The 23,524-nt window shown below is 24.0% G+C and carries 17 protein-coding genes; 6 read left to right on the forward strand and 11 right to left on the reverse strand.

Annotated features, from left to right (window positions below; translation table 11 throughout):
* Positions 1 to 5,642, reverse strand: a 5,642-nt coding sequence (locus HMPREF1092_RS15415) for a discoidin domain-containing protein (RefSeq protein ID WP_002599609.1), incomplete at its 3' end; no start/stop codon positions are given.
* Positions 5,643 to 6,429: 787 nt separating this feature from the next.
* Between HMPREF1092_RS15415 and HMPREF1092_RS15420 the strand changes: the two genes are divergently transcribed.
* The 3 genes from HMPREF1092_RS15420 (at position 6,430) to HMPREF1092_RS15430 (ending at position 8,001) form a co-directional block, all read left to right on the forward strand.
* Positions 6,430 to 6,708, forward strand: coding sequence for a hypothetical protein (locus HMPREF1092_RS15420; RefSeq protein WP_002599610.1), 279 nt, complete (start codon positions 6,430 to 6,432; stop codon positions 6,706 to 6,708).
* 94 nt (positions 6,709 to 6,802) lie between these two features.
* Positions 6,803 to 7,579: an amidase domain-containing protein gene (locus tag HMPREF1092_RS15425; protein WP_002599611.1), complete on the forward strand. Its 777-nt coding sequence runs from the start codon at positions 6,803 to 6,805 to the stop codon at positions 7,577 to 7,579.
* Positions 7,580 to 7,671: 92 nt separating this feature from the next.
* On the forward strand, positions 7,672 to 8,001 hold the full coding sequence (locus tag HMPREF1092_RS15430; RefSeq protein ID WP_002599612.1) for a hypothetical protein: 330 nt from the start codon (positions 7,672 to 7,674) through the stop codon (positions 7,999 to 8,001).
* Between the two features lie 194 nt (positions 8,002 to 8,195).
* On the opposite strand, the gene HMPREF1092_RS15435 is transcribed toward HMPREF1092_RS15430, so the two are convergent.
* The 3 genes from HMPREF1092_RS15435 to HMPREF1092_RS15445 form a co-directional block, all read right to left on the reverse strand.
* A complete protein-coding gene (locus HMPREF1092_RS15435) occupies positions 8,196 to 8,651 on the reverse strand; it encodes a hypothetical protein (RefSeq protein WP_002599613.1) in 456 nt (151 codons plus the stop codon).
* Positions 8,652 to 8,965: 314 nt separating this feature from the next.
* Positions 8,966 to 9,211: a hypothetical protein gene (locus HMPREF1092_RS15440; protein WP_002599614.1), complete on the reverse strand. Its 246-nt coding sequence runs from the start codon at positions 9,209 to 9,211 to the stop codon at positions 8,966 to 8,968.
* Between the two features lie 222 nt (positions 9,212 to 9,433).
* On the reverse strand, positions 9,434 to 10,303 hold the full coding sequence (locus tag HMPREF1092_RS15445) for an Rpn family recombination-promoting nuclease/putative transposase (RefSeq protein WP_002599615.1): 870 nt from the start codon (positions 10,301 to 10,303) through the stop codon (positions 9,434 to 9,436).
* Between the two features lie 57 nt (positions 10,304 to 10,360).
* On the opposite strand from HMPREF1092_RS15445, the gene HMPREF1092_RS17825 reads away from it, so the two are divergent.
* Positions 10,361 to 10,471, forward strand: coding sequence for a helix-turn-helix domain-containing protein (locus tag HMPREF1092_RS17825; protein WP_186003726.1), 111 nt, complete (start codon positions 10,361 to 10,363; stop codon positions 10,469 to 10,471).
* A 547-nt stretch (positions 10,472 to 11,018) separates the two neighbouring features.
* Here HMPREF1092_RS17825 and HMPREF1092_RS15455 read toward each other — a convergent pair.
* The 5 genes from HMPREF1092_RS15455 to HMPREF1092_RS15470 form a co-directional block, all read right to left on the reverse strand.
* The gene (locus HMPREF1092_RS15455; protein ID WP_002599617.1) at positions 11,019 to 11,267 is read right to left on the reverse strand and encodes a hypothetical protein; all 249 of its coding nucleotides are present in this window, start codon (positions 11,265 to 11,267) and stop codon (positions 11,019 to 11,021) included.
* Between the two features lie 177 nt (positions 11,268 to 11,444).
* Positions 11,445 to 11,735 (reverse strand): DUF6718 family protein, encoded by a 291-nt coding sequence (locus HMPREF1092_RS15460; protein WP_002599618.1) that lies wholly within the window; start codon positions 11,733 to 11,735, stop codon positions 11,445 to 11,447.
* Positions 11,735 to 11,932: a hypothetical protein gene (locus HMPREF1092_RS16855; RefSeq protein ID WP_002599619.1), complete on the reverse strand. Its 198-nt coding sequence runs from the start codon at positions 11,930 to 11,932 to the stop codon at positions 11,735 to 11,737. Before HMPREF1092_RS16855 ends, HMPREF1092_RS15460 begins: the two co-directional genes overlap by 1 nt.
* Positions 11,933 to 12,075: 143 nt before the next feature.
* A complete protein-coding gene (locus HMPREF1092_RS16650; protein ID WP_002599620.1) occupies positions 12,076 to 12,381 on the reverse strand; it encodes a LexA family protein in 306 nt (101 codons plus the stop codon).
* Positions 12,382 to 13,118: 737 nt separating this feature from the next.
* Complete coding sequence (locus HMPREF1092_RS15470) at positions 13,119 to 13,316, reverse strand: hypothetical protein (protein ID WP_002599621.1); 198 nt, start codon at positions 13,314 to 13,316, stop codon at positions 13,119 to 13,121.
* Positions 13,317 to 13,717: 401 nt separating this feature from the next.
* Here HMPREF1092_RS15470 and HMPREF1092_RS17715 point away from each other — a divergent pair, with 401 nt between their 5' ends.
* Positions 13,718 to 13,843 carry a hypothetical protein gene (locus HMPREF1092_RS17715; RefSeq protein WP_002599622.1) on the forward strand — a complete coding sequence of 42 codons (126 nt, stop codon included), beginning with the start codon at positions 13,718 to 13,720 and terminating at the stop codon, positions 13,841 to 13,843.
* 65 nt (positions 13,844 to 13,908) lie between these two features.
* Entirely contained in the window at positions 13,909 to 14,199 is a 291-nt protein-coding gene (locus HMPREF1092_RS15475; RefSeq protein WP_002599623.1) for a hypothetical protein, read from the forward strand.
* Between the two features lie 734 nt (positions 14,200 to 14,933).
* Here the strand turns inward: HMPREF1092_RS15475 and HMPREF1092_RS15480 are convergent.
* Complete coding sequence (locus HMPREF1092_RS15480; protein WP_002599624.1) at positions 14,934 to 16,316, reverse strand: nuclease-related domain-containing protein; 1,383 nt, start codon at positions 16,314 to 16,316, stop codon at positions 14,934 to 14,936.
* A 141-nt stretch (positions 16,317 to 16,457) separates the two neighbouring features.
* Complete coding sequence (locus HMPREF1092_RS15485) at positions 16,458 to 23,348, reverse strand: hypothetical protein (protein ID WP_002599625.1); 6,891 nt, start codon at positions 23,346 to 23,348, stop codon at positions 16,458 to 16,460.
* Between the last annotated feature and the right edge of the window lie 176 nt (positions 23,349 to 23,524).

The raw sequence follows: 23,524 nt of genomic DNA on the forward strand, positions 1-23,524 counted from the left end.
GCTTTACCTAATTCATTTGAAAGCTCTGTTTTATTTACTGTTTCAGTAGAAGTTCCACTTAAAATAACCTCAGCAATAGTTGCTAAATTAAATACGCCCTTCTCACTTTCAATTTTTATATACTTAGCTTTAACTCCATTAAGATTAACAAATTGTGGTTCTTTAGAATTTGAATATACCCAATTTCCTTGAGCTACTTGTCTAAAGTCTTTTCCATCTGTACTAACAAGTATTTTATACTTTTCAATATTTCCATTTGATGAACCATCTTGTCTTGGGAAACACAATAAAGTCTTTAAATTATAAATATGATTAAGTTCAATTGTTATATATGGATTTTTATCACTGTGATTCCATACATTTTGCCAGTTATTATTAAGATTTCCATCAATAATATTATTAGCTGAATAAGTTGTATTATTTTGTTCAGTTGAATATGAGCTTACCTTCATATCAGAATCTGGAATTATGTTTTGTATTTCTAATCCATTATTTGCAAAAAGATATTTGGTTCCATTAATAGTTTGATATCCTGGCATAGCTTTCCCATTAACACCAAAATAATATTTTTCTCCGTCTATTGTCTGCCAACCTGTTTGCATTACTCCAGCTTGATTAAAGTAATACCCATTATTATTTATTGTTTGAAGGCCTGTTTGCATTATTCCATCTTGATTAAAATAATATTCCTTGTTATTTATTGTTTGCATTCCTATCTGAGGAACACCAAAAATATAATATTTCGTTCCATATTTCGTATTTTTAAATCCAGTATAGAAATTATACATCTTTCCATCAGGAGCTGTATATTCTCCATCTAAAACTTTAAGTCCATTTTTAGTAATTTGAATAGCTACTATATCTGGAATATTTTTTGTTGATAAATTCATATTGCCTAAAGACAAATATCCATGTGAATTTTGTCCAGGATTATAATTAATTTCTATAATATCACCAATTTTGAACTGTAGATTATTAAAAGTGCTATAAATTTTACCTGTACCAAAATCTGTACCTCCATCTTGTATATTTAATTTTGGATTCATATTGTCATCAAATATATTAATGTTAATTTTATTACTCCAACTAGACCCAATCCACCAATGATTGGCATTAACATCTATTTTTCCATTATCTTTAAAAATAATTGCATCTGTTGGTACATTTTTTTGCCAAGTATTAATATTAATTTGACCAAGTGATTTTGGCTGATCAAAAGTAAATCCATACTTTGTCATATAACCATCTGTTAATATTCTATTTGCTTGAGTTCTTGTACTTGCATCATTGCTATTCTCAGCCTCTTGAAGCACTCTTGTAACATCTTTTACAAAGTTATTATATTCTGTACTTGTAGCAACCTGTATCATATGTTTGTTAAATTTAACAAGCAAATCAAACATTGGCTCTGGATAATCTTTTAATGCACTTATTAACTGATTATAAAGATTTATATAATCATTGGCTGTAACATTTGGATTACTATTTAATAAATTAATTTTTGCAAGCCATGCTTCAACATTTAATGGTTGAGCTTGAATAGCATTATTTATTGCTTGTAATTTTAAATTATATGACATAGTAGAGTTCGCCATCCATAAATATTGATTTGACTCAATAAGATTTTTATTATTAGCGGCAGTATATAGTGCATTATAAGTTACTATATTACCATTTAATGCAAGTCCATCTGACCAATGACTAACATCAAATCCTGTAGCATTTGCAACTGTTGTTTCTCCATATTGAGAATACCATTGGTGATTTTGTATGTCATAAGTATAAAATGCATCATGACCAGGTTCTCCCATCTGATGAGCTGGTTGTCCAAATACTCTACATGCAACAGATCCAAGTCTTGATATAGCTCCACAAACTCCACCTATTTTAAATACATCTGCAACTGTTTCATTTTCTCCATAAAACTTTTTCCAATTTCCAAATATAGTTGCGCCATTATAAGGATTGTTAAAAGTATAATTTATAGTATAATCTGTTGAAGGAAGGCTATTAGAACTAATAAGATTATTGTGATTTTGAAGAAGTAAGCTTCTCATCTCTATAATCTGTGAATTTGTAATAGGAACATCTACAACTGCTTCTAAAAGCTTAACATTTAAGGTCTCAAAGCCTTTAACCATTCCACCATCACTATTTAAATTTTCAAATATATTATATCTCTCTACAGGACTTCCTACAGGCTTACCATTAAAACAATCATGAATTGTTGTTTCATTTGCAATTGATGTTGCGATTGCAAGTTTTAAATTAAATCCAGTGTGTGAGTTTGTATATTCATTCCATATATCTGACCAAATCTGAAGACTATCAATATTAGCTTCACCTATATTAGTGGCTTGTAAATATTCACTCATTCCTACATCATTATTAAGTACCCAGTTTATAAAGTTTGCATTTTCTGTGCTTTCATTATAAAACTTTTGAAGATTTGATATTCCAAATCTATTTATAAAAGCATTGGTAATTACATCATTCATTGCCTTTCGGTTATTAAGTGTATTAACTATTGAGTCATTATTTGTTATGGTCCCTACAACCCCATCATTAACTTTCTTACTATAAGAAGCTATAGCATTGGAATCTTCTATATTATAATTTAAATGATTTAAAGATATAGAAAGTTGATTATTTGCATTTGTAAATAATTTATACATTGAACTACTAGGAATATTTGAATTTACATATATAGGAAGCTGCTTGTTGTTTATTTTTACTTCAAACTTATAATCTTTTTGATTTGTAAGTTTGGATAATTGAGAACTTGTAAATTCTACATTTCCATTAGAAATATTTGAACTTGCTATAACTGTATTTGAAGAATCCAATATTTCAGCAACGCTATTTTCAATAGTTAAATTATTTCCAATAGAAGGGGTAATATTTAATTCTAAATTTGTTCCATTCCAATTAACCTCGTTTGTATAAATTTTTTCACCAAAGTTGACTTTAACAAGTCCTTCCTTCGTAATTTCAAAATATTCTGTAGAACCATTTATATTGGCTAAAACAGTTTGATTATTAAGTGCCACAGGTATAGAAATTTTAGGGTTATATGAAATACTTATAACATCTCCATATTTGAAAGATTTACCGCTTAATAAGTTTGCTAAAACTGATGTTGATCCATTTTTAATAGCTGTCGGTTCTATAATAGGTGTTCCATCTGCATTATAAAAGCCAAAAGTAAAGTAATTTTCGTTTCCTTTACCAAAAGAGCTTACATAATTTTGTACCGTAAATTGCATATTTTCAGGATTAAAACCAATACTTGATTGAATTGCTGATGGTGACCCTTGGTTATAAAAGTTTATATGGCTATTTTGTATATTTACTTTACCATCATATCCCAAATTCACATTAGTAGGTATATATCCATCTGAACTTACAACTATATTAGTAGTTGGCTCAAAACCATTTACTACATTTATTGGTATGCTAAAATTTCCACTAGAATTTGACTCACCTTTAAAAATATTATTTCCGACTTTAATATTTACCTCACTATTAGGTTTAACCTTTCCAGTGATATTTATAGTTGTTTTATTAGTACCTAGAATATTAATTGGATTTATTTCTATAAATTTATTGCTTATATTTACAAGTCCTTTATTTGTAATTTCAAAGTATTGATTATTGCTTCCTTTACTTCCAATATTAATATTATTACTAGTTACATCAATGTTTAAAAGATTTGGATTATAAGAAACCTCTAAAATATCTCCAACATTATAAGTTTTCCCATTAATTTCATTTACAAAAGAACTACTATCATTTAATTTATTAGTAGTAAAATTATAAATAATATCTCCTGTTATATGGTTTATAAGCTTAAAATCTAAATTATTACTATAGAAAGTTCCAACTCTATTACCAGTTTGTTGTCCCCCACTGTAATTATAATAAGTTATATTTTTTGCTGCTATAAATTTTAAATCTTTTGCATTAAAGCCTACATAAAAAATTGGTTGACCATAATAATTTGAAACTTGAATTTTATTTGTTCCTAAAGCGTAATTTTTTGAATAACGATATATTATCTGTTTAAAATTTTTATTATTAACATAAACAGATACTACATCACCAACGCTAATATCATTTTGTGGAATAATTGCTGTATACTCACCTGCTGAATTTGAACGAACAGTTGTAGAATAGCTTCCTGCACTAACTGTAACATTAGTATTAGGAGTTGTCTTACCTGAAATATCAACACTTCCTCCTCCATTATAATATGGTTGATTAACAGTTAAATTTTTATTAGATACAGGTACTAATCCATTAGGTGTTATCTCATAATATCCAAACTCATCTGGATTTAATGTCTTAACACTTGTGCCAGTATTAACATTTACATTTCCCCAGTCTATTTTAGACTGATTTGTCTGATATACACTTAATATATCTCCATATTTAAAATCAACATTTTTTAAATTTGACGCTCCAGAAAATCCATTAAAATAAGCTGTTTCAGATTTATCTATTGGCTTTCCATTTTCAATAAGGTTTGCTGAAAACTGATTTGTTCCAGTTTCACTAATATTTGCCTTTAAAGTAGTTGTGTTGAATGTTAAACCTTCTTGTGTTAATTTACAATTATAAATTGTATAAACCTTAGCTTTATCAATTCCAAGATTAGGTATTGCTGTTGGATAAACCGTTACTGGAATCTGGCCTGTTGCACAAACAGTTATAGCTGTACTACTCTTTAGACCATTTTCATCATTTATAGGAACTGAAAAGTTTCCAATATAATTTGATTTAGTTGTAAATGTTTTTCCATCAACAAGTACTGTAACTTCTGATTCTGGAACAGTTTGTCCTGTTACCGTACAATCAGTTACTAAATTTTTAGCTCCTTCTATTTGAAGTGGATTAACAGTTAGTTTTTGATTATTAAATATACTAATTCCATTAGGTTCTATACTAAATGCTGTTGTTTTATCTACTTTATACTCTTTAGAGTTATTGTTAATTAGTCCTGTCGCATAAATTTTTGATGATGAATTAACATATGTTATTAAAAGCTTATCCCCATAATTAAAAGATAAATTATTGAATGCCTCAGATATAGCTTTTTCTGGATACTCACTACCATTTATACTTACTTCTCTAGTTACTAATCCATTTGAGTTTACTAAAGAAATCTTAAATAGGGTTTCTTTTGCATTTGCATAAGGATTTGTTTCAGAACCACCTGGAGTAAAAATAATCTTTTTTTCACTAGAATTAAAAGATAATACTCCAATATTCCAATTCCAAACATTTTCAAGCTTAATAGATGCTTGATCTACTGGATTTTTTTCAGATGTTGAAAGTTTAGCAAAGCTATTTATTTTTTTATTTTCTAATTTATTACTTTCTACATCATGTCTTAAGTTATTATTATCTTTATCAGAATTAACTTCAACTGATTTTTTAACTTCTTTTTTGTAATTTAATTTTGAATATTTATTATCAGAATTATTAATATGTAACTTTAAATATTTACTCTGATTATTTATTTCCTTTTTTTCTTGATTTTGACTAGTATTAGTTTGTGCAGCCACTGGGATTGCAGGTGATACGATTGTTGTAGTCATTGCTGCACCCATTAATATTGCTATAAATTTCTTTCTTATCATATTCTCTTATCACTATAATATATAAAAAATATATAATTATTGTAACTTTCCTCCCATTTATTTACTAAATGAATAATTATACATTAACCAATTATCATCTAACAATCATTATATAGTAATAATTTGCCATATAGCAATTATTATTATTTATATTTTTTGTTAATAATACTTGAATAAAATAACATAAAGTTATCTAAGCTTTTTATTTTAAAATAATTTTAATGCTTTTTACGTCTTGTTTCCTCGATTTATTCTTTAGTATGCGTAGTTTCAATATTTTTTACTAAATTTATCGATCTAAAATATTATCACTAAAATAATTGCTACTACTCAATTAATTTTACATAAAAAATTTTCAATAGGATGTGGATCAAATAACTTATTTATTGAATTTCTTAAACCTATCAAAGTTATCATTAATACAATAATAAAAATAGCTAATATCTAATTTATTTTTTTATTTTCTGGAATTTTTTATTTATAATCATTGCTTCTTTTTTTTATTCTAATTTTTTGAAATTTTTCATTTAATATTTTTTATCTTTTGAACTATGCTTTTTAATAAAAATCTTCCTTTTCTTATATATAATAAAATCCCTCTATCAGCTTCTAATATATAGTGGGGCTAATTCCACTATTAAAATGTAGTATATTTTTATCATACATTAAATTTTCATTATAGATTAAATAAAATTAACAAAAAACCCTAATTTAAGTTTTATTTACTTTATTTGCAAATTATTCGTAATTTTGTATAATAAAATTGTTAAATTTAAAACCAATAAGGGTGGGGGAAAATATTTATGAGAAAAAAATAATTAGATCAGTATTAAGTATTATGTTATGTGGAGTTTTAACTACTGGAATAATGTCATCAAATGTTAAAGTTGCATCCGCAAGTACAAAAATAACGGATTTAAAAATATTAAATCCAATCGAAGATTTAATAAAGACTACTTTAGATTCGGAGTATCACATAATGACTGATTGGAAATCTAGAAGTGGACAAGATTTAATAAGTAATAAGGATTTACTAAACCTATATAACAAAAAAAAATGTTTTTAAATCAAAATGGTATGAAAAAGTTAATTTAAAAATAAAAGATTTCAACTCTGATGTAAAAATAAACAATGTTTATAAGACTGATAATAATACTTATATGGTTGATGCTTCATATAGTATTAATTTTTATGTAGATGAAACTTCATCAGAATTATCAGAAAGTAGAAATGAGCCTCATAAGTTTAAAATTAAAGATAATAACGGGAAATTTACTATAAATAAGATGATTGATATAGTTGATGATATAGATATAACTGAACAAGCTGAAGCTAAAACTAAATCAAATGAAGAACTTTTTGAAAATTATGATAAAAGATTATCAGAAGAAAATGTTCATATAGATGAATTAAATAAAAATATAGATAATTATGCAAAAGAAGTTATTACTAATGATAATAATGAAGTAGAAGAAAGAAACCCAAATAGTAGATACTCTGGATATAACGCAAGTTCTGCTGTTGCATATGCTAGAAAATGGGCATTTTCTAAAAACCCTGGTTTTAATTATTATCCTGATAATGATTGCCAAAATTTCGTTTCTCAATCTGTTTATGCAGGTGGAGTCCCTGGTTCAGCATATTGGTATAATGGACATAAAAACTGGACTGTAGTTCCTAATTTCTTTAAATATATAAATGATAATGGATACACATATGGAGGAACTTCAAGTTCAAGTGCTAGAGTTGGAGATGTTGTACAATTATATAATAGTGGTAAAGCTCAATGGTCTCACTCTATGATTTTAACATCTAAATCAAGTTCAGGAGCATGGAATTATACAGCTCATACTACAGATAGAAAAGATTTTCCTTTAGCAAATGCATATCCTACAAAAACATTTACAAAAATAAGATATATTAAATTTTGGCATTAATTAAATGTGTTCAATAAATAAAAAAGCAAAGAATTATAACTCTTTGCTTTTTTAAACAATTATATTGTAAATCTTATTTTAAAGGAGATAATATGAAAAAATTTTTAAATAATAAGTATCTAAATATTTTAGGAATTATTATTGCTATTATTGCAATATTCATTGCTCTTCATTCAACACCTTCTCTATCAATTAGAACCAAGTTACTTTTTGATGGATATTTTTTAGAATTTTTTAAAGGTGATATTGTATTCAATGAGTTTCAACATAACTTAGATAAAGATATTTTAGAGAAAGATAACTCAAAAATATATACATTTACAGGTACTAATGCTACTTACAGAGAAGGTTTTCTAATTAATAATTTTAAAGTTAAAAAAGTAGGTTTCTTATATTTTGCAGATTCATATGGTGAAGCATAAATTTTATTTTAATAACTTATTGATAATATTTTTTATATACAAAAAAACCAGTTTAGAAGAGAACATCTTTATAAACTGGTTTTTATTGTATACTTTAAGTTTCATAATAATTTTATTCCTTATAAAATATCACAATTAATACTAGGTATTCCAGTACAAGCACTAAATCAAATTAAAAGAAAGGTAAATATTCACTATTTACCTTTCTTTTCTCTATCAATTATTTTATTTTGTTTTTTTATACGTCTATATGTTATCAAATGTTCTGGATAATCTGCTGTGCCTCCATTATATAAACCATACTCATATATCCATGGATATGTTGTAAATAGTTCATCCCATAAAATTTGCGATTTACTAAAACTTAGCTCTAATTGTTCATTATTAATCTCATAATGTTGATATTTCTCTAAATCATTTCCTAAAAATTTAACTATAATTTCAATTTTCTCTAATGCATCTTTGTTTTCACTATCACTATCATTATTCAAAAAAATTCCATTGTGTATAAATACCATTTCTTCTAATGAAGTTTTAATTTTTCTTATTAATAATTTTCTATAACTCACTGTATATATACCTAAAATAATCAGCATAATTATTATGACTATTCCTAATAAAATAACTTCTCTTATGTAAATAGTATTCATTTTAATCCGTCCTTTCTTTTGTTTGCTACTTTAATTATCTTAGTTTTATAAATTCATTACCACCCTATTCTTTACTCTGGACAAATTAAAACACCTTTATCTAATTCCTTACCACAAAAGCCACAATACATATTATTCGCCGCCTTAACTTATCTTATCATTAGAATAATTTTTTAATTCTCTTTAAGAGCTTGTACATTTTTATTATATATACTAATTAAAACAATATTTCCAATCAAAAATAATACTATTATTGCAGATTGGATTAAATTGCGGTTTATTTCAATATTCAATATCTCTTTAATAAAATTCCCTTAAATATTTATTACATATAAAATATTCAATATTGTAAATGCTTTATATATATTATACTTTTTTAACATCCAAAAAATCTTTGCTATATATAAATAGATACATGATATAAGAATAACAATTATACCTAAAATTATATTATTAACTTTATCATATCCTGTATTATTTTTAATAAATCCTTGTATAATAATAACTATAAAAATTATTTGAAATACAATTAACCAATTTAATTTATTTTTTTTAATCATTTGTAATCCCCTTTTTTCATCTTAATTCTATAAATAATAGTAACATAACTTGTAGGAAAAATTTATTTATAAAGAAAATATTTACTAATAAATATTATATATAAGTCCAATTATAGATAATTTCAACTTAATAGATTATAATATACTAATTAAAAAACCAGTTTAAAAAGTTTCCCTTTCTAAACTGGTTTAATTTTATCTTCTGCTCCTTCAAAAGAATATTTATAAATTTTCTTTTATTTTTATTATTTCCTCTTTAGTAAGTCCTGTAGATTTAGATATTACTTCTATTTCAATATTTTCTAATAATAAACTTTTAGCTACTTCCTTTTTACTTTGTTCTATTCCTTTTTCAAGTCCTTTTTTTTCTGCATTTTCTAAAGCTGAAATTTCATCATATATAGCTTTTTCCCTCATATAATACATTTCTCTTTCTTTACTATCCATACTTAATCTATACAACTCTGTTTTTGCTTGTTTTATAGCTTCATCACTTAATTCTAACTGTCTTACAGTATTACTCTCAGGTTCTATTAAAAACTCTAACCATCTTTCTAATGAATCTATTTTTTCTATATCTTCTATTTCTTCTTTATTACCTATTTCAGTAAATTTAGGCAATTCTATAAAATGTATTTCCTGAAGGTTTGTTAATTCTTCATTTGTTGTTATTTCCTTCAATCTATATACATTATGATATTTATCATTATCTAAATATTTAAAGTTCAATATATTTATACAAACTGTTCTTTCTAGCTTATTATAATTTTCTCTATTTTGTATCTGTTCAGAATACATTTTACTCCAATAATATAAGGTTCTTTGTATCATGTTATATTCATTTTTTATCTGGATTTCTATATTTATATGTTCTTTATTATTAGTGGTTGCTTTTATATCTAACCTACTAAATTTACTTTCTAAATACTCTTTATCTATATCATTGTTTCTTATTTCAACTTCTTGTATTGGATTTGTTGGTTTAATTACTGCATTTAAAAAATTTATTAATATAGGTTTATTCTTTTCTGACCCAAATATCTCTTTAAATACAATATCTATTTGCGGATTAAGTAAGGTCCTATATATCATAATAATTATAATCCTCCTTATTAGCTAAATAATATTAATTTTAAAAATTTTTCACTATTGAGTAGTATATCACAATCTACAATAAGTAAAATAGAAAATAACAAAAAAATTTTAACTGTTGAAGCATTACAAATATTACTTAATTGTAGAAATATCTCTTTAGAATAATTTGCTGCTGTTGTTAAATGAATTGTATAATTTATTTAGTTAATTAATTTTCATTTCCAAAAAGGAGGTATATATGAAAAAATATAATATATTTTTTATTGTCACAATTTTAATTCTAATTTTATCAGCAGTATTAACAATATTTTATGGATATATTATCAGTATGAATATTTCTTTTTTAATTTTTATTTTAATTAGCTTTACTCTTTCTTTTAAAATATATAAAAATTACTTTTCATTTACTATAAATAAATATGATTTAATATATCTATCTCAAATTATTTTCTATATTTTTTATATTTTAGATATACTTATTTTCAAAATTTGTGTAAGTAATATAAAGGTTTTATTGATTGTTATCCCATCACTTATACCATTAATTATATTTTTTATTTTAAACAAAAAAATGTATCAGTAATAATACTAATACATTTTTTGTCATTTAAATTTTTCTTTTAATTTAAATAATTTTTCATCTTCTATTATTAACTTCTCTAGCTTTTTTTCATTTTAAAATAAGCATATCTTTAATTTAATTATTTATGATTCATTTATTTCTTGCATCTTCTATCTCTTTTTCTGTGAACATATTTTTTACTATGCGTAATATACTAATCATTTTAACAACATTAATAAGCATATATATAATCATAAATATAGACATTATCATTAGCAATACTACATCTAGTATAATTAGAGATCTTATATTTGTTCCCATAAAATAACTAGCAAATAAAGAAATTATAACTATTGATATTATACTTATTAATATTAATACTTTATTCTTTCTATTCATTTTATCTCCTCCTTATTTTTAAAATAAATGTATTTTTTATCTTTTGTAATATGATTTTTCATAAAACTCTTCATTTTCTTATATATAATAAATACCGTCGATTTCCTTTTTTATTTTCCTCATAGGTTCTTCCATAATTATACTCCTATTTTTATAAATTTTCTTTTTGATATCTATTTAAATTTCATTTAATTTATTTTTATACTTTTCTATTTTCTTTAAAATATATTCTGTTAGAGTTAGCTTTTCTGATTTAGAATATAATTCATTAAACTTTTCTATAAATCCTTCTTCTTTTTTTACATATTCAATCGGATAATATTCTTTGTAATTTTCTATATTATTAACTATTACTATTTCTATTCCAGTCCCTAATGCTTTTTCATCTAACTCTTCTAAGTTTTTCAATCTGCCATTATAACCAAATGAACCTATCATATCAGCTTTTCTTAAAATTATAGTTCTCATTACATATCACCCAACTTTTTATATAAATCATAATGTCTATTTAATTCATTTTCTATATCTTCATCAGATATTGTTCTTATATTATCTAATTCTTTACGAATTTCCATAGAATACTTATATCCATATTTCCTTATAAATTCTTTTACATCTTCTAATGTTATTTCTTTATCCATCTCTTTAATCCTCCAATCTTTCATATAGTTGCTCCATTAATTTCTGTATCTAATTTATAATGATAACCAGAATGTTCTTAAGTAGTATTTATTATATATTATTTCTTGTTTTTCCAATCTATCTTTAATTAGTTTTGGTATATACATTAATGAAATACTTATAATAATTATTTCAAATCTATAATTATTTTAGAATTTTCAACTTTATATCTAAAATCATTTCTATATAAGAAATCCCGCAATAAATCATTAGGATTCTTATTCACAACTAATGTTCTAGGGCATGTATGATTTTTATATAAGTATCCATCTCTTATTAATCTCTGAATATGTTTGTAGACCGCAGCTGTTGACTTTAGCCCTATGGCTTTTCCTATTTCTCTAATTGTTGGAGAATATCCATACTCTAATGTATAACTATCAATATAATTTAAAATAGCATGTGCTGTTTCCACTAATTTAGGTTTCTCCATTAATTCCACCTCATTCAGCTCTTAAACTTTTTATTTGTAATTATTATACATCTTTTCATTTAGCAGTTCTAATTTTATAAATATAATCTTCTTCACATCAATATAATCTATTTATTTATAAAATATTTTATTTTTTATAGTGGTATAATAATATTATAGAAACAAGTTATTGTTTGCAAGAACAGGGTTTTAAAAATTTTTATTAATAAGTAATATTTACGGCGAGTAAATATTACTTATTTTTTATTACTATTGTTTTTGATATACTATCTGTTTCAAAAGTTGCATTTTAGTACATATAATTAGACCTGCATAAAATTAGTTAAGTATATTCAAATATTATCACTTTCACCTAAAAACTCACATTTTAAAGTTTATTTTTTTTAATTTCATGGTATAATAAGGGTATAGAAACGAATAATTGTTTTCAAGAACAGAATTTTAAAAAATATTTTTAATAGGTAATATTTATTGCAGTAAATATTACTTATTTTTTTGTTTATTATACTCTCTATTTCAAAAGTTATATTTGATTGTGATTTATTCTCTAAATATCGCTTTGTTTTCTTTTATTATAAATAAAAAAATAAATCAATATAATTGATTTATTTCTAAAAAAGTTTATTTTTTTTAATTTCGTGGTATAATAAGGGTATAGAAACAATCGATTGTTTCAAAGGTAGTTTTTAAAATTGTAATAAAAATGTTTTTTTAAGTAATATTTATGCCCGTAAATATTACTTATTTTTTTTATTACTATGGTTTTTTGATATACTATCTATTTCAAAAGTTGCATTTGACTTTTTATCTTTTAAATTTTTATTATGTCTAAATCTTACTTTATTTTCCTTATCACTACTAACAACAATTTTAGTTATAACAATTAATGAAATCATTATAATTGCTGTTATTATAATAGCAGTATAGTCTATCATTTTATCATCTCCTAATCTGTTATAACCTTTGATAATCACTTGTTTATACCCATGTTGGGAATATTTATTTAACAGATTATAAGGAGATGATTAAAAAACTAAAATAAATTTTCCTTACCATATAATTATATCATATTTTAACATTTATTTCATTATTTATAATTCAAATATATGCATATAAATAAGTATAATTTTCATTATTTAAATCTATAATTATTTTAGTCTTTTCAACTATATAAAATTAATATAAATTAATTATAATTAAGTATCTACACTTTAATAATAATAGCTTTAAGAATAAAATATCATTTTGTATTGAGTAGTACAAAAATGTTTAATTGCAGTGTAGGTACAGGTTGTAATATAATAAAAAAATAAATAATATCAAGGAGAGTATTGATATGGAAAAAGAATTAGATGGGGTCTTTGACCAAACAGCAGATTTAACTGAATTTAAAACTAGTGTTATAGATAAATTAGATGAATTAAAATCTGTTTATGTATTGAGTAGTACAAAAAATGTTTAATTGCAGTGTAGGTACAGTTTATAATATAATAAAAGAAAATAAATAATATCAAGGAGCTTATTGATATGGAAAAAGAAATTTTAGAATTACTAAAAAAAATTGATACTAAAATTGATAAAATTGAAAATGAAGTTAAAGACATTAAAACACAGGTTAATGAAAATACACACATACTTAAAGCTTTAGAAAATTTAGCAGAAGTAAATAAGGCTGAGCATGATAATTTAATTCATCAAATATCAAGTATAAGTGGAAATGTAGAAGCTATAAAAGAAGATATTTGTAATGTAGAAGTTATAACAGCTAGTAACTGGAAAGACATAGCTAAATTAAAGTCAAATATAAAAAGAGCCTAATATTAGGCTCTTTTATTTATGTAATAATTATAAAGCCATTATATTAATTATTGGCACTTTAATAATAATGGCTTTAAGAATATAGGGAGATACTCTATAAAAAGAATATCATTTTGCATTGAGTAGTATAAATTAAGTAATAAATTATGTCAATATGTGTTTAATTTATAATATTTTTTATATTTTTAAAAGGGGGATTAATTTAAAATTTAGCAAAATTAGTATAAAAAAAGACCTACCATTTGGTAGATCCAAGAAAAGATATTAATCATCGACTTTAAGCTACTATATATAGTATATTACTAAAATTTACCTTTGTCTAGTCCATAATTACTGAGTATAACTTTTAATTTTTTTCATAATATATAAATAAGTATTTATACTTAGCCTTTTATAAAATTTTCAATTCGTTCTCGAAAAATAAAAAAGTCATTTATTTAAAAATGAATGGCTTTTTTATTTATTAATTTTGTATAAGTTATATACTAATGTTATAATATCTTTGAAAATGTTTACTTAAAAATTATTTTGGAGGTACTATCAATGAATAATCTGATTGTTAAAAAAATTAGTAAATGTCTATCTAAAGTTTTAGATATATATAGATATTTTAATAAAGATTAGATTATATTATTTTTATATTTAATCAAATATAAAAATAAAACTCACTACTAATAATTTTAGTAATGAGTTTTATATACATATTATAAAATAATAATAAAAATTAACTTATGTTACTTATTATCAGGAAATACTTCATTATATAATTTAACTACATTTTCTCTATATTCATTATTTAAGTTAATCAAAGATAATATATCGTTAAGATAATCATTATATAAAGTATAATTTTTAAATGGATGTTTAACCTCCTCTTTTCTCATTCCATTAAATAAATTATAAATATTTTTTCTTTCATCTATATTTAAAAGAACTTCCCCTTTTAAATTATTAATAGTATCCATTAAGGAACCTGCTCTAACAACTATACTATTAGAATTATTAATTATATCAACAGTATCATTAGATATTACTATTATTCCATATACAGGGACACTTATATTATTATCAAATAAAATATTCTTTATTATTCCTATATGCCTACTATTTTGAGCTACAGGACTATCCATAACATAAGCCTTTGATTTATAGATTCTTTCCCATTTTCCGCTAGTATCTATTTTAAGAGTAAAATTCCCAGAGCTTTCGTAGTTTTTTACTTCTAAAATAAAAATACCTTTATCAGTGATTAAAATATTATCACATTCAACTCTTTGTCCATCATTATCTTTTATAATTAAATTAGGTAAATTTTCTATATATTTATGAGTATTTATAATTTTATTTACTAATTCTTCTCCATTCATACCTAGACTTAGTATTTTTAGTTCATTATTAGCACTTTTTGTATCTTCTTCAATCTTATTAAAAAGAGTTTCAATACTAGAATTTATATATTGAGGCACTCCCTTATAAAACACCTTGTCCTCTATACTTTTATTTATTGCTTCATTTACAATGACTAAATTTGAATGTACTTTATCTAAATATTTAATGGCATTATCATTAGTTAGCCACAAATCTTCATAATTTTGATTTATAAAACTTGTATTAATCTTATTATTAGCTTCTGTTACAAGCTCATTATATTTTTCTTTAAATTCATATTTTTTATTCTCCTTATCTTTATATTTTTTATTTTGGATTGAATATTTAATAATTGAAAAAATTAATTTAATTCCAATTATAATAAGATAAGTAAAAATAAATACATAATAACCATTTGAGTTAATATTAGGAATTATATATACAACAAAGTTATATACTCCAACATATATAACTATTGCAATAATAAAACGTAAAGCTCCTTCTGAATCAAATATTATTGCAATACTATATATTCCACATAATGTATAACAAATCAATATAATAAGACAAAACATTTCAGAAGTTGAGCCAAAAGTTACTGGTAAACAAAATAAAGCTGATAATATTTGTAATGAAAAAATTATTATATCAAGTTTTATAGTTGCTTCATATAATTCGTCTTTACATGATGCAGCTATAAAAGCTACAATTAAACAAACATATGATAAAATCAAACAGATTATAAGCATTTTGATACTCCTGTTCTTTTAGTATATAAATTATTTTTTATAGTTTTCATAATTATTAATTTATTTATAATTATATCTTATCTGTATTTAATATAATAAGAGGGAGTTTTATTATTAATAAAATTCCCTCTATATTCTAAATTAATTATCTATCTTTTCAGTTGATGTTTTTTTCTTTTTAACATTTATTCCGATTAATGCTCCTAAAGCAGCTAAAATTCCTAATGCAAAAGGTAGTTCAGAAGTATCTCCTGTTTTTGGATTTTGATCTTCATTAATATTAGCAGTATTATTATTTGTTTTATTATTATGACTTATAGTTATAGGACTATTATTTGAATTATTGTTGCTTATATTTGGTTTATTAGTTGTTGGTATATTGTTTGGTGTATTATTAACTGGTTTTATTATATTATCTTTATTCTTTTCTGCTATTATTTCTATATTTTGATTTTCATTATTAAATTTTTGTGGAAGAGATTTAATTTCTTTTCCATTATCAATAATTTTAACTAAGTGATATCCACTTGGTATATCTAATCCTAATGCAGTAGGTGTTCCAGGAACTCCACTAACGGAACTTTCTCCTACTAATATTTTTCCATCAGTAGATTTAGTTACTATTGATATAGTAGATTTATTAACTATTTTACTTACATGATAGATTATAGTTTGTGTACCATCATTATATTTTTCAGGCAATCCATTGACCTTTTGACCATTATTAGTTATATAGTCTAACTTATAACCTACTGGAATTGAAGGTATAGATGATTTATCTGCTGTTCCAGATACCCCTGTTGTTGAAACTGCTGGAACAATAATATTTCCATTAGCTCCTTGAACTTCTACTATTACCTTTCCTTCTTTTTCAACAGGTTTAACTACTTTATTGACAATTACAATTATATTTTCTGTTGTACCATTTGTTATTCCTGTAACATCAGCCTTAGAAGTAAATTCCTTACCATTAACTTTAACACCAACAACTTTATATTGGCTTGGAGCATTAGGAACTAAGCTATTAATTGAAGTTCCTGTTGGGACATCAAAACTATTTTTTGGAGTAACTACTTGTCCACTTTGTGTTATAACTTCTGTTGTTACTTTTGTGTTGATTTTTTTAACTGTATAGATTATTGATTGAGTTTCTCCAGTAAATTCTTTTGGCATTCCATCTACAACTTTACCATTATCAGTTATGCTAACTATTTTATATCCAGATGGTATAATAGGAGCATTTAATGTGTCTTTACTTCCTTTTTCTCCTGTAGCTGATTTAGTTGGAACTATAATATTATTATTTATATCTTTAACTGTAACATTTATAGAACCTTTTACTATTTTACTTACATTAACTATTATATTTGTTGGTCCATTTACTTCTCCGTTTAATGAAGTACCTTCATTAGAATTATTAACATATATAGAATCAACTTTATATCCTGTAGGGATATTAGGAATAAAGCTTCCATTTAGTACAGTTCCTTTGTTAACTTCTTTAGTTATAGTAGGAATTAATATACTATTTCCATCTTTTACAGTAACGCTAACTGGTTCTTTTATTACTTTATTTTCAACTTTTATTATGATTGTATTTTCACCATTTTTAGCAATACCATTTATATTTAATCCAGTATTTGTATTATCAGTTTCTACATTTACAATTTTATATTTAGCTGGAATTGAAGGCATATAATTATTATCTAATTTACTTCCTACTTTAATTTCTTTATTTATAGGTGCTTCTATTTCTTGCCCTTGCATATTCTCTACTTTAATAGTTAATTTTGTATTTTGAACTGGAGTTGGTATTTTTTCAATTTGATAAACTACATTTTGAGTTTCTTTTGTAAATTCTTGTGGTAATCCATTTACTTTTTGACCATTGTTAGTTATTGATACAATTCTATATCCTTTAGGTATATTAGGTACAGTTGCAGTATCTTTTGAATTTACATCTCCAGTATAAGTTTTAGTAGATATAGGAGTACTATTATTTAACTCTTTTACTTCTACATTTATAGTTCCCTTTTCAATTTTTTGAACAATTACAGTTATATTATCATTTGAAGTTACTGTTTTAGGTATTTCATTTATATTACTGTAATCTTTATTGTTACATACATATTTTATTAATTTATATCCATTTGGAACTGCTGGAATTAATTTATCAACTCCTGAGCCATAATCAACTTTTGTAGTTTTACTTGGTACTATAACATGATTACTTTCATCAATAACTTTTGTTGTAACATTAAATTGTTCTTTATTAACTGTTATTACAATATTTTGAGTAGAGCTATTAAAGTATTTAGGTAGTCCATCACATTTAATATTATTATTAGTTATTGATATAACTTTATAGCCTTGTGGAATAGTTGGTACTACTGCTGTATCTTTAGTGTTTTCATATCCTGTATAACTCTTTTCTGCATCTATAATATTACCATTAGTATCTTTTACGATTGTAGTAACTGTACCTTTTGCTAATTTCTTTAAATTTTGAATAACATTTATTGTAATATTACCATCTTTATCAACAGTTTTATTAATAGTAATATTACCATTTAGTTCATAACCATTTGGTATATTAGAAACTTTAGCATCCTTAAAGCTGCCATATGGAATATTTTCGGATATTACGCCTGTAGAAGTAGTTAAATTTTTTCCATTTACATTTATAACTACATTAGGCACTTCTTTGCCATCACACATTGCTGATACATTTACTGTTTCTTTTAATTTAGATAAATTAACTATAACTATATTAGGATCTACAGATGCTTTTTCATTTAATATATTATCTTTTACTGTTTTTCCATCAAAAGTAATGTTATCTACCTTATATCCACTTGGAGCATTTATATAGTTATTATTTATAATTGAACCTGTTGCTATTTCTTTATTAACTGGCTCACCTATTTCTTGCCCATTGTACATATATTTAATTGTTAAGCTAGTATTTTCTTTTATTACATGATACACAATGTTTTGATTTTTATTTGTAATTGAAGATGGTAATTTATCTATTACTTGTCCATTATCAGTAATATTAACTAATTTATATCCATTTGGTACTGATATACTTGGGACTAATACTTTAGAACCATCATAATCTGTAACTGTTTGTGGTTTTACTATTACATCACCTTTTGAATTAACCATACTAACTGTTATAGAGTTTTTAGGTATCTTAGTTAATTTTTGAACTATATTTATAACTTGATTTCCATCTTTATCAGTAGTTCTTGTTATTGATATATTTCCATCAGCTTTGTAACCTGCTGGTATAGTTTTAATACTAGCTGAATTTACTGAATTGTAATCAAATGTTTTACTAACATCTTTATTTGAAGTTGTCATATCTCCATCTTTACCTAAATCAAATGTAACTCCGCTTACATCTTGATTATTGCAAGTAGCACTAACATTTACTATAGTATTTAACTTAGATAACACTACTTTATCAGTTGTTGATATTTCATTTTCATTATTTACAGTATCTAATTTATTTGAATCTACTTTCCAGCCATAAGGAACACTTACAATATTTACTTTCTTAATAATACCTGTTGGTATATTAACAGAACCATTCTTATCTGATGTTACAGTAACTGTTTTTCCGTTTTCAAATTGCACTTCATATTTAACTCCTGAAAGCTCTTCTCCATTTTTAGTGCTTTGAATTAAACTATCTATAACTTTATTTTTGAATATATCTTGTAAATTTAATTCTTGAATAGGAGAAATTGACCCATAATTATGTTCAGAATCATAATATTTAAATCCACTATACATTGTATTTTTTTCATTTTTCAATACTCCATTACACTTTATACCAATATTGAAATTAAATTCTTTACCAGGATTTATTAATTGAGATTTAACAATATATCCTATATAGTCATTTAAACTCATTCCTGATTTATACTTCACTAATCCTGAATTATTTTCTTTAATTAATTTAGAAAGATTAGATAATGAACTTATACTTTGAGTATTTAAAATATCATTATATTTACTTTCTAAGGTCTTAGGTATTAAATAAACTTCAGTTCCATTTTGTATATTTATTGATTCCATTGTGCTATAAGTATCTCTTCCAATTCCATTATAACCATAAGCACTAGCTAAACTTTTAATTCTATTGCTTGGTATTCTTCCAATTGCATAGTAATTTGTTGCTAAACCAGAGTTATTTTTAATTGAATTATTAATTGTAAAAGTGTTATTTTCTCTATTTACATTAGTAACCTTCTGAAAACAACTATTATTTGCTAGAGAATTAATACTTACATTAGTGTTTGTAACTTGAGGATCACTTCCATAATATTGATACTCATTGTACATTCTATTATTTATATTTATCATATAATTATTTATATAAGAATTATTTATATTTATAGCAGTTAATGTATTAACTAGTCCATTTTTTAATCCACTTTCAGTTAATATGCCACAATAATATTTTTGATTAATCTCAGGTTCTTTTGTTGTAAATTGTATATGCAATAATGAAGGTTGTGGATCATAATTAATAATTTCTATATTAAAAGATTTAAAATCTGGCAATTTACTTAATGGATAATAATAATCTCCAGAGCTATCTCTACTAAATTCTGATAATGGAACGTTGAAATGTTTTATATTATTAGATTTGTCTTTATAAATGAATTCCATATAGCTATCTTTTGTGAAAGTATTATTTCCTATATTAAAAGTATAATAAGCACCATCAGCATTATTTCCTGGATTTAGTTTATAATCTGAATATAGAGAATATGTTGTTGGCTTATAAAATTCTTCAGGAGTCATATTAAATGTAGTATATCCATTTGGACCACTAAAAGTATAAATAGGATCAATGCCTAATTGAGATACCATAGCTGATGAAGTATCTATCCCTGGTCCTCTAACATCATTAAACATAATAGCTGATGATTGATTTGTTTGAGTCATAACATTGCTAGGTCCAAATGTTTCTGTAGTACCTTGATTTTCACCTGTATATGAATCTACTATACCTCCTAATACAAATCCTTCTAACTTGTTATTGTCTTTTACTATACTATCTCTATTTGTATCTGTTAGCTTATCCCATCCTTTATATAATGTGCTGTTATGCATATCAGTTTTTGCTTGTCCAACTAATATATAATCTGCATAATTTGAAGGAGTAATTCCTAGTGCCATATTTGCAACTCCTGTTGTAGCCACATCTGATATAGATGTACCTTTAGCAATGACCATATAAATGTTAGGTAATTGCTTTCCACTGTTAGCCATATCAATAAGCTGTTGTCCGCTATAAACTGTTACTCCACTAACAGATTTTCCAGTTACAATATCATATATTCTATTATTTATTTCATCTTTTGTATATATTCCACTTTGCTCATTTTCAATGTAGTAGTATTGAGTGTTAAGCATATAATCATCAGGGTAACTTACATATCTGTAGTTTGGATTTATGAATTTAGTTGAATTCATTTTTAACAATAAAGGAGAATAACCCATTATTACTGAATATAAATTATAATTTTTATTTAAATTATTTAAATTTTTATTTGTAGTTTTCCCACTCATAAGCATACATTGATCATTATTATTTGAATAACCTGTTACTGTAAGATGCTTATTTATTGCATACTCTCCTATTTCTGGCGTAAATGTTAGATTTAAATTGGCATTACCTAAAGTAGCACTTGAATCAAATTTTATATTAGGGAAATTATAATTACAACCATTTATAGAAATATCAGTCTGTAGCGTTTTTTCAGGATGTGGATTTGATACTTCAAATAAATTTAGTCCAGAACTATTTAATAAACTATTATATAGTTTATTAGTTAATTGATAATTATTATTTCCTAAGTATTTAATATCATTTGCATATTGTGGATTTATTGATAATATTGCACCACCACTTGCAGTTATATTTAATATTGGATTACCAATCATGTATTGTGAAGGAATATAATAATATTTTAAATTAGTTAAAGGATTTTGTATGCTTACAGAAACATACTTTGCATTATTTTTCTTATCTTGACCACCATAATACAATTTTGGTTGTTGTACAACATTTTTATATCCTCCAAATAATTTAGCGTTTGGTAAAGATACATTCTCTTTATATTGCTTACCATCTATAGTATAATAAACAGTTGCTGTACCTTCTAAATGTGTGTTATAGTCAGATTTTATATAATTTGATTCTAGAATCATAACTCCAGTGCTTGTACTATCAAAATTACTGATTCCCATAGTTGTATTAAAAGAATAAAAATTATCATTAAGTGATTTTAAAGCTTCGTTTAAATAGTTTTTATACTTCATATCATTTGGATTATTATAAGCTATTTTATAGTTTGGAACTATTTTTACATTTGTTATTTTATAATATTTTCCTGTGTTAGATCTAAATTGATAAGATATTCTATACATAACATCTGTAGTATTAGCTCCTGTAGTAGTTGAAATATTTTCTTTAGAGCTTGTACTTGTACATTTCAAAATTAAACTTACTGGACTTTCTACATTAGTTGTGCTTAAATTTATTTCAGGTAATTTTGAAAGAGATAATGGTATTTCAATTTTTTTGTTATTATTTTTATTTATACCTTCTATCTTAAAGTTGTTTATTGCTTCATTAAAATTACTAATATTTTTTTTAATATTTAAAGTTAATAAATTGTTATCTATAGGTGCGTATGTATAGTCTTTACCATTGATATATCCTTCGCTATTAATTATTTTTATATCTTTTAGATTTTTACTATGAATAATTCCAAATTTAACAATATCCCCTTTAGATATTTCATTTACAACTTTTACATGATCTATGTTATTATTTTCTATACTATTACTAGTGCTATTCACACTATTATTTAATCCTTCAGCATGAACTGAAAGTGGAGTAATTAGTGTTGTAGATAATACTGTTGCAATAGCAATAGCTCCTCCTTTATTAAACTTTTTTATTTTTTTACTTTCGTTTTTGTTATTATTTTTATTATTAATATTCATTTTTAACCTCCTAACTTATTGTTAAAACTATAATATAAAAAATGTAAATAAAAAAATTTTTCAATGTTTTATATTATAACACCTTAATTATTAGGAAAATATGTATTATTATTAGGAAAATATGTATGAAAATTATAAAATACAATAAAATATTTTTAAATTTCAAATAATTTTAT

The sequence above is a fragment of the Clostridium thermobutyricum genome, from assembly GCF_000371465.1.
GTDB classification, from domain to species: Bacteria; Bacillota; Clostridia; order Clostridiales; family Clostridiaceae; genus Clostridium; species Clostridium thermobutyricum.

Coding starts and splice junctions, on each gene's coding strand:
- HMPREF1092_RS15475 (WP_002599623.1), top strand. CDS start 13,909: ATGGAAAAAGAAATTTTAGAATTACTAAAAAAAATTGATACTAAAATT.
- HMPREF1092_RS15435 (WP_002599613.1), bottom strand. CDS start 8,651: ATGAATACTATTTACATAAGAGAAGTTATTTTATTAGGAATAGTCATA.
- HMPREF1092_RS16855 (WP_002599619.1), bottom strand. CDS start 11,932: ATGAAAGATTGGAGGATTAAAGAGATGGATAAAGAAATAACATTAGAA.
- HMPREF1092_RS15445 (WP_002599615.1), bottom strand. CDS start 10,303: ATGATATATAGGACCTTACTTAATCCGCAAATAGATATTGTATTTAAA.
- HMPREF1092_RS15430 (WP_002599612.1), top strand. CDS start 7,672: ATGAAAAAATTTTTAAATAATAAGTATCTAAATATTTTAGGAATTATT.
- HMPREF1092_RS15485 (WP_002599625.1), bottom strand. CDS start 23,348: ATGAATATTAATAATAAAAATAATAACAAAAACGAAAGTAAAAAAATA.
- HMPREF1092_RS15470 (WP_002599621.1), bottom strand. CDS start 13,316: ATGATAGACTATACTGCTATTATAATAACAGCAATTATAATGATTTCA.
- HMPREF1092_RS17715 (WP_002599622.1), top strand. CDS start 13,718: ATGGAAAAAGAATTAGATGGGGTCTTTGACCAAACAGCAGATTTAACT.
- HMPREF1092_RS15440 (WP_002599614.1), bottom strand. CDS start 9,211: ATGATTAAAAAAAATAAATTAAATTGGTTAATTGTATTTCAAATAATT.
- HMPREF1092_RS15455 (WP_002599617.1), bottom strand. CDS start 11,267: ATGAATAGAAAGAATAAAGTATTAATATTAATAAGTATAATATCAATA.
- HMPREF1092_RS15425 (WP_002599611.1), top strand. CDS start 6,803: ATGGTTGATGCTTCATATAGTATTAATTTTTATGTAGATGAAACTTCA.
- HMPREF1092_RS15460 (WP_002599618.1), bottom strand. CDS start 11,735: ATGAGAACTATAATTTTAAGAAAAGCTGATATGATAGGTTCATTTGGT.
- HMPREF1092_RS15480 (WP_002599624.1), bottom strand. CDS start 16,316: ATGCTTATAATCTGTTTGATTTTATCATATGTTTGTTTAATTGTAGCT.
- HMPREF1092_RS16650 (WP_002599620.1), bottom strand. CDS start 12,381: ATGGAGAAACCTAAATTAGTGGAAACAGCACATGCTATTTTAAATTAT.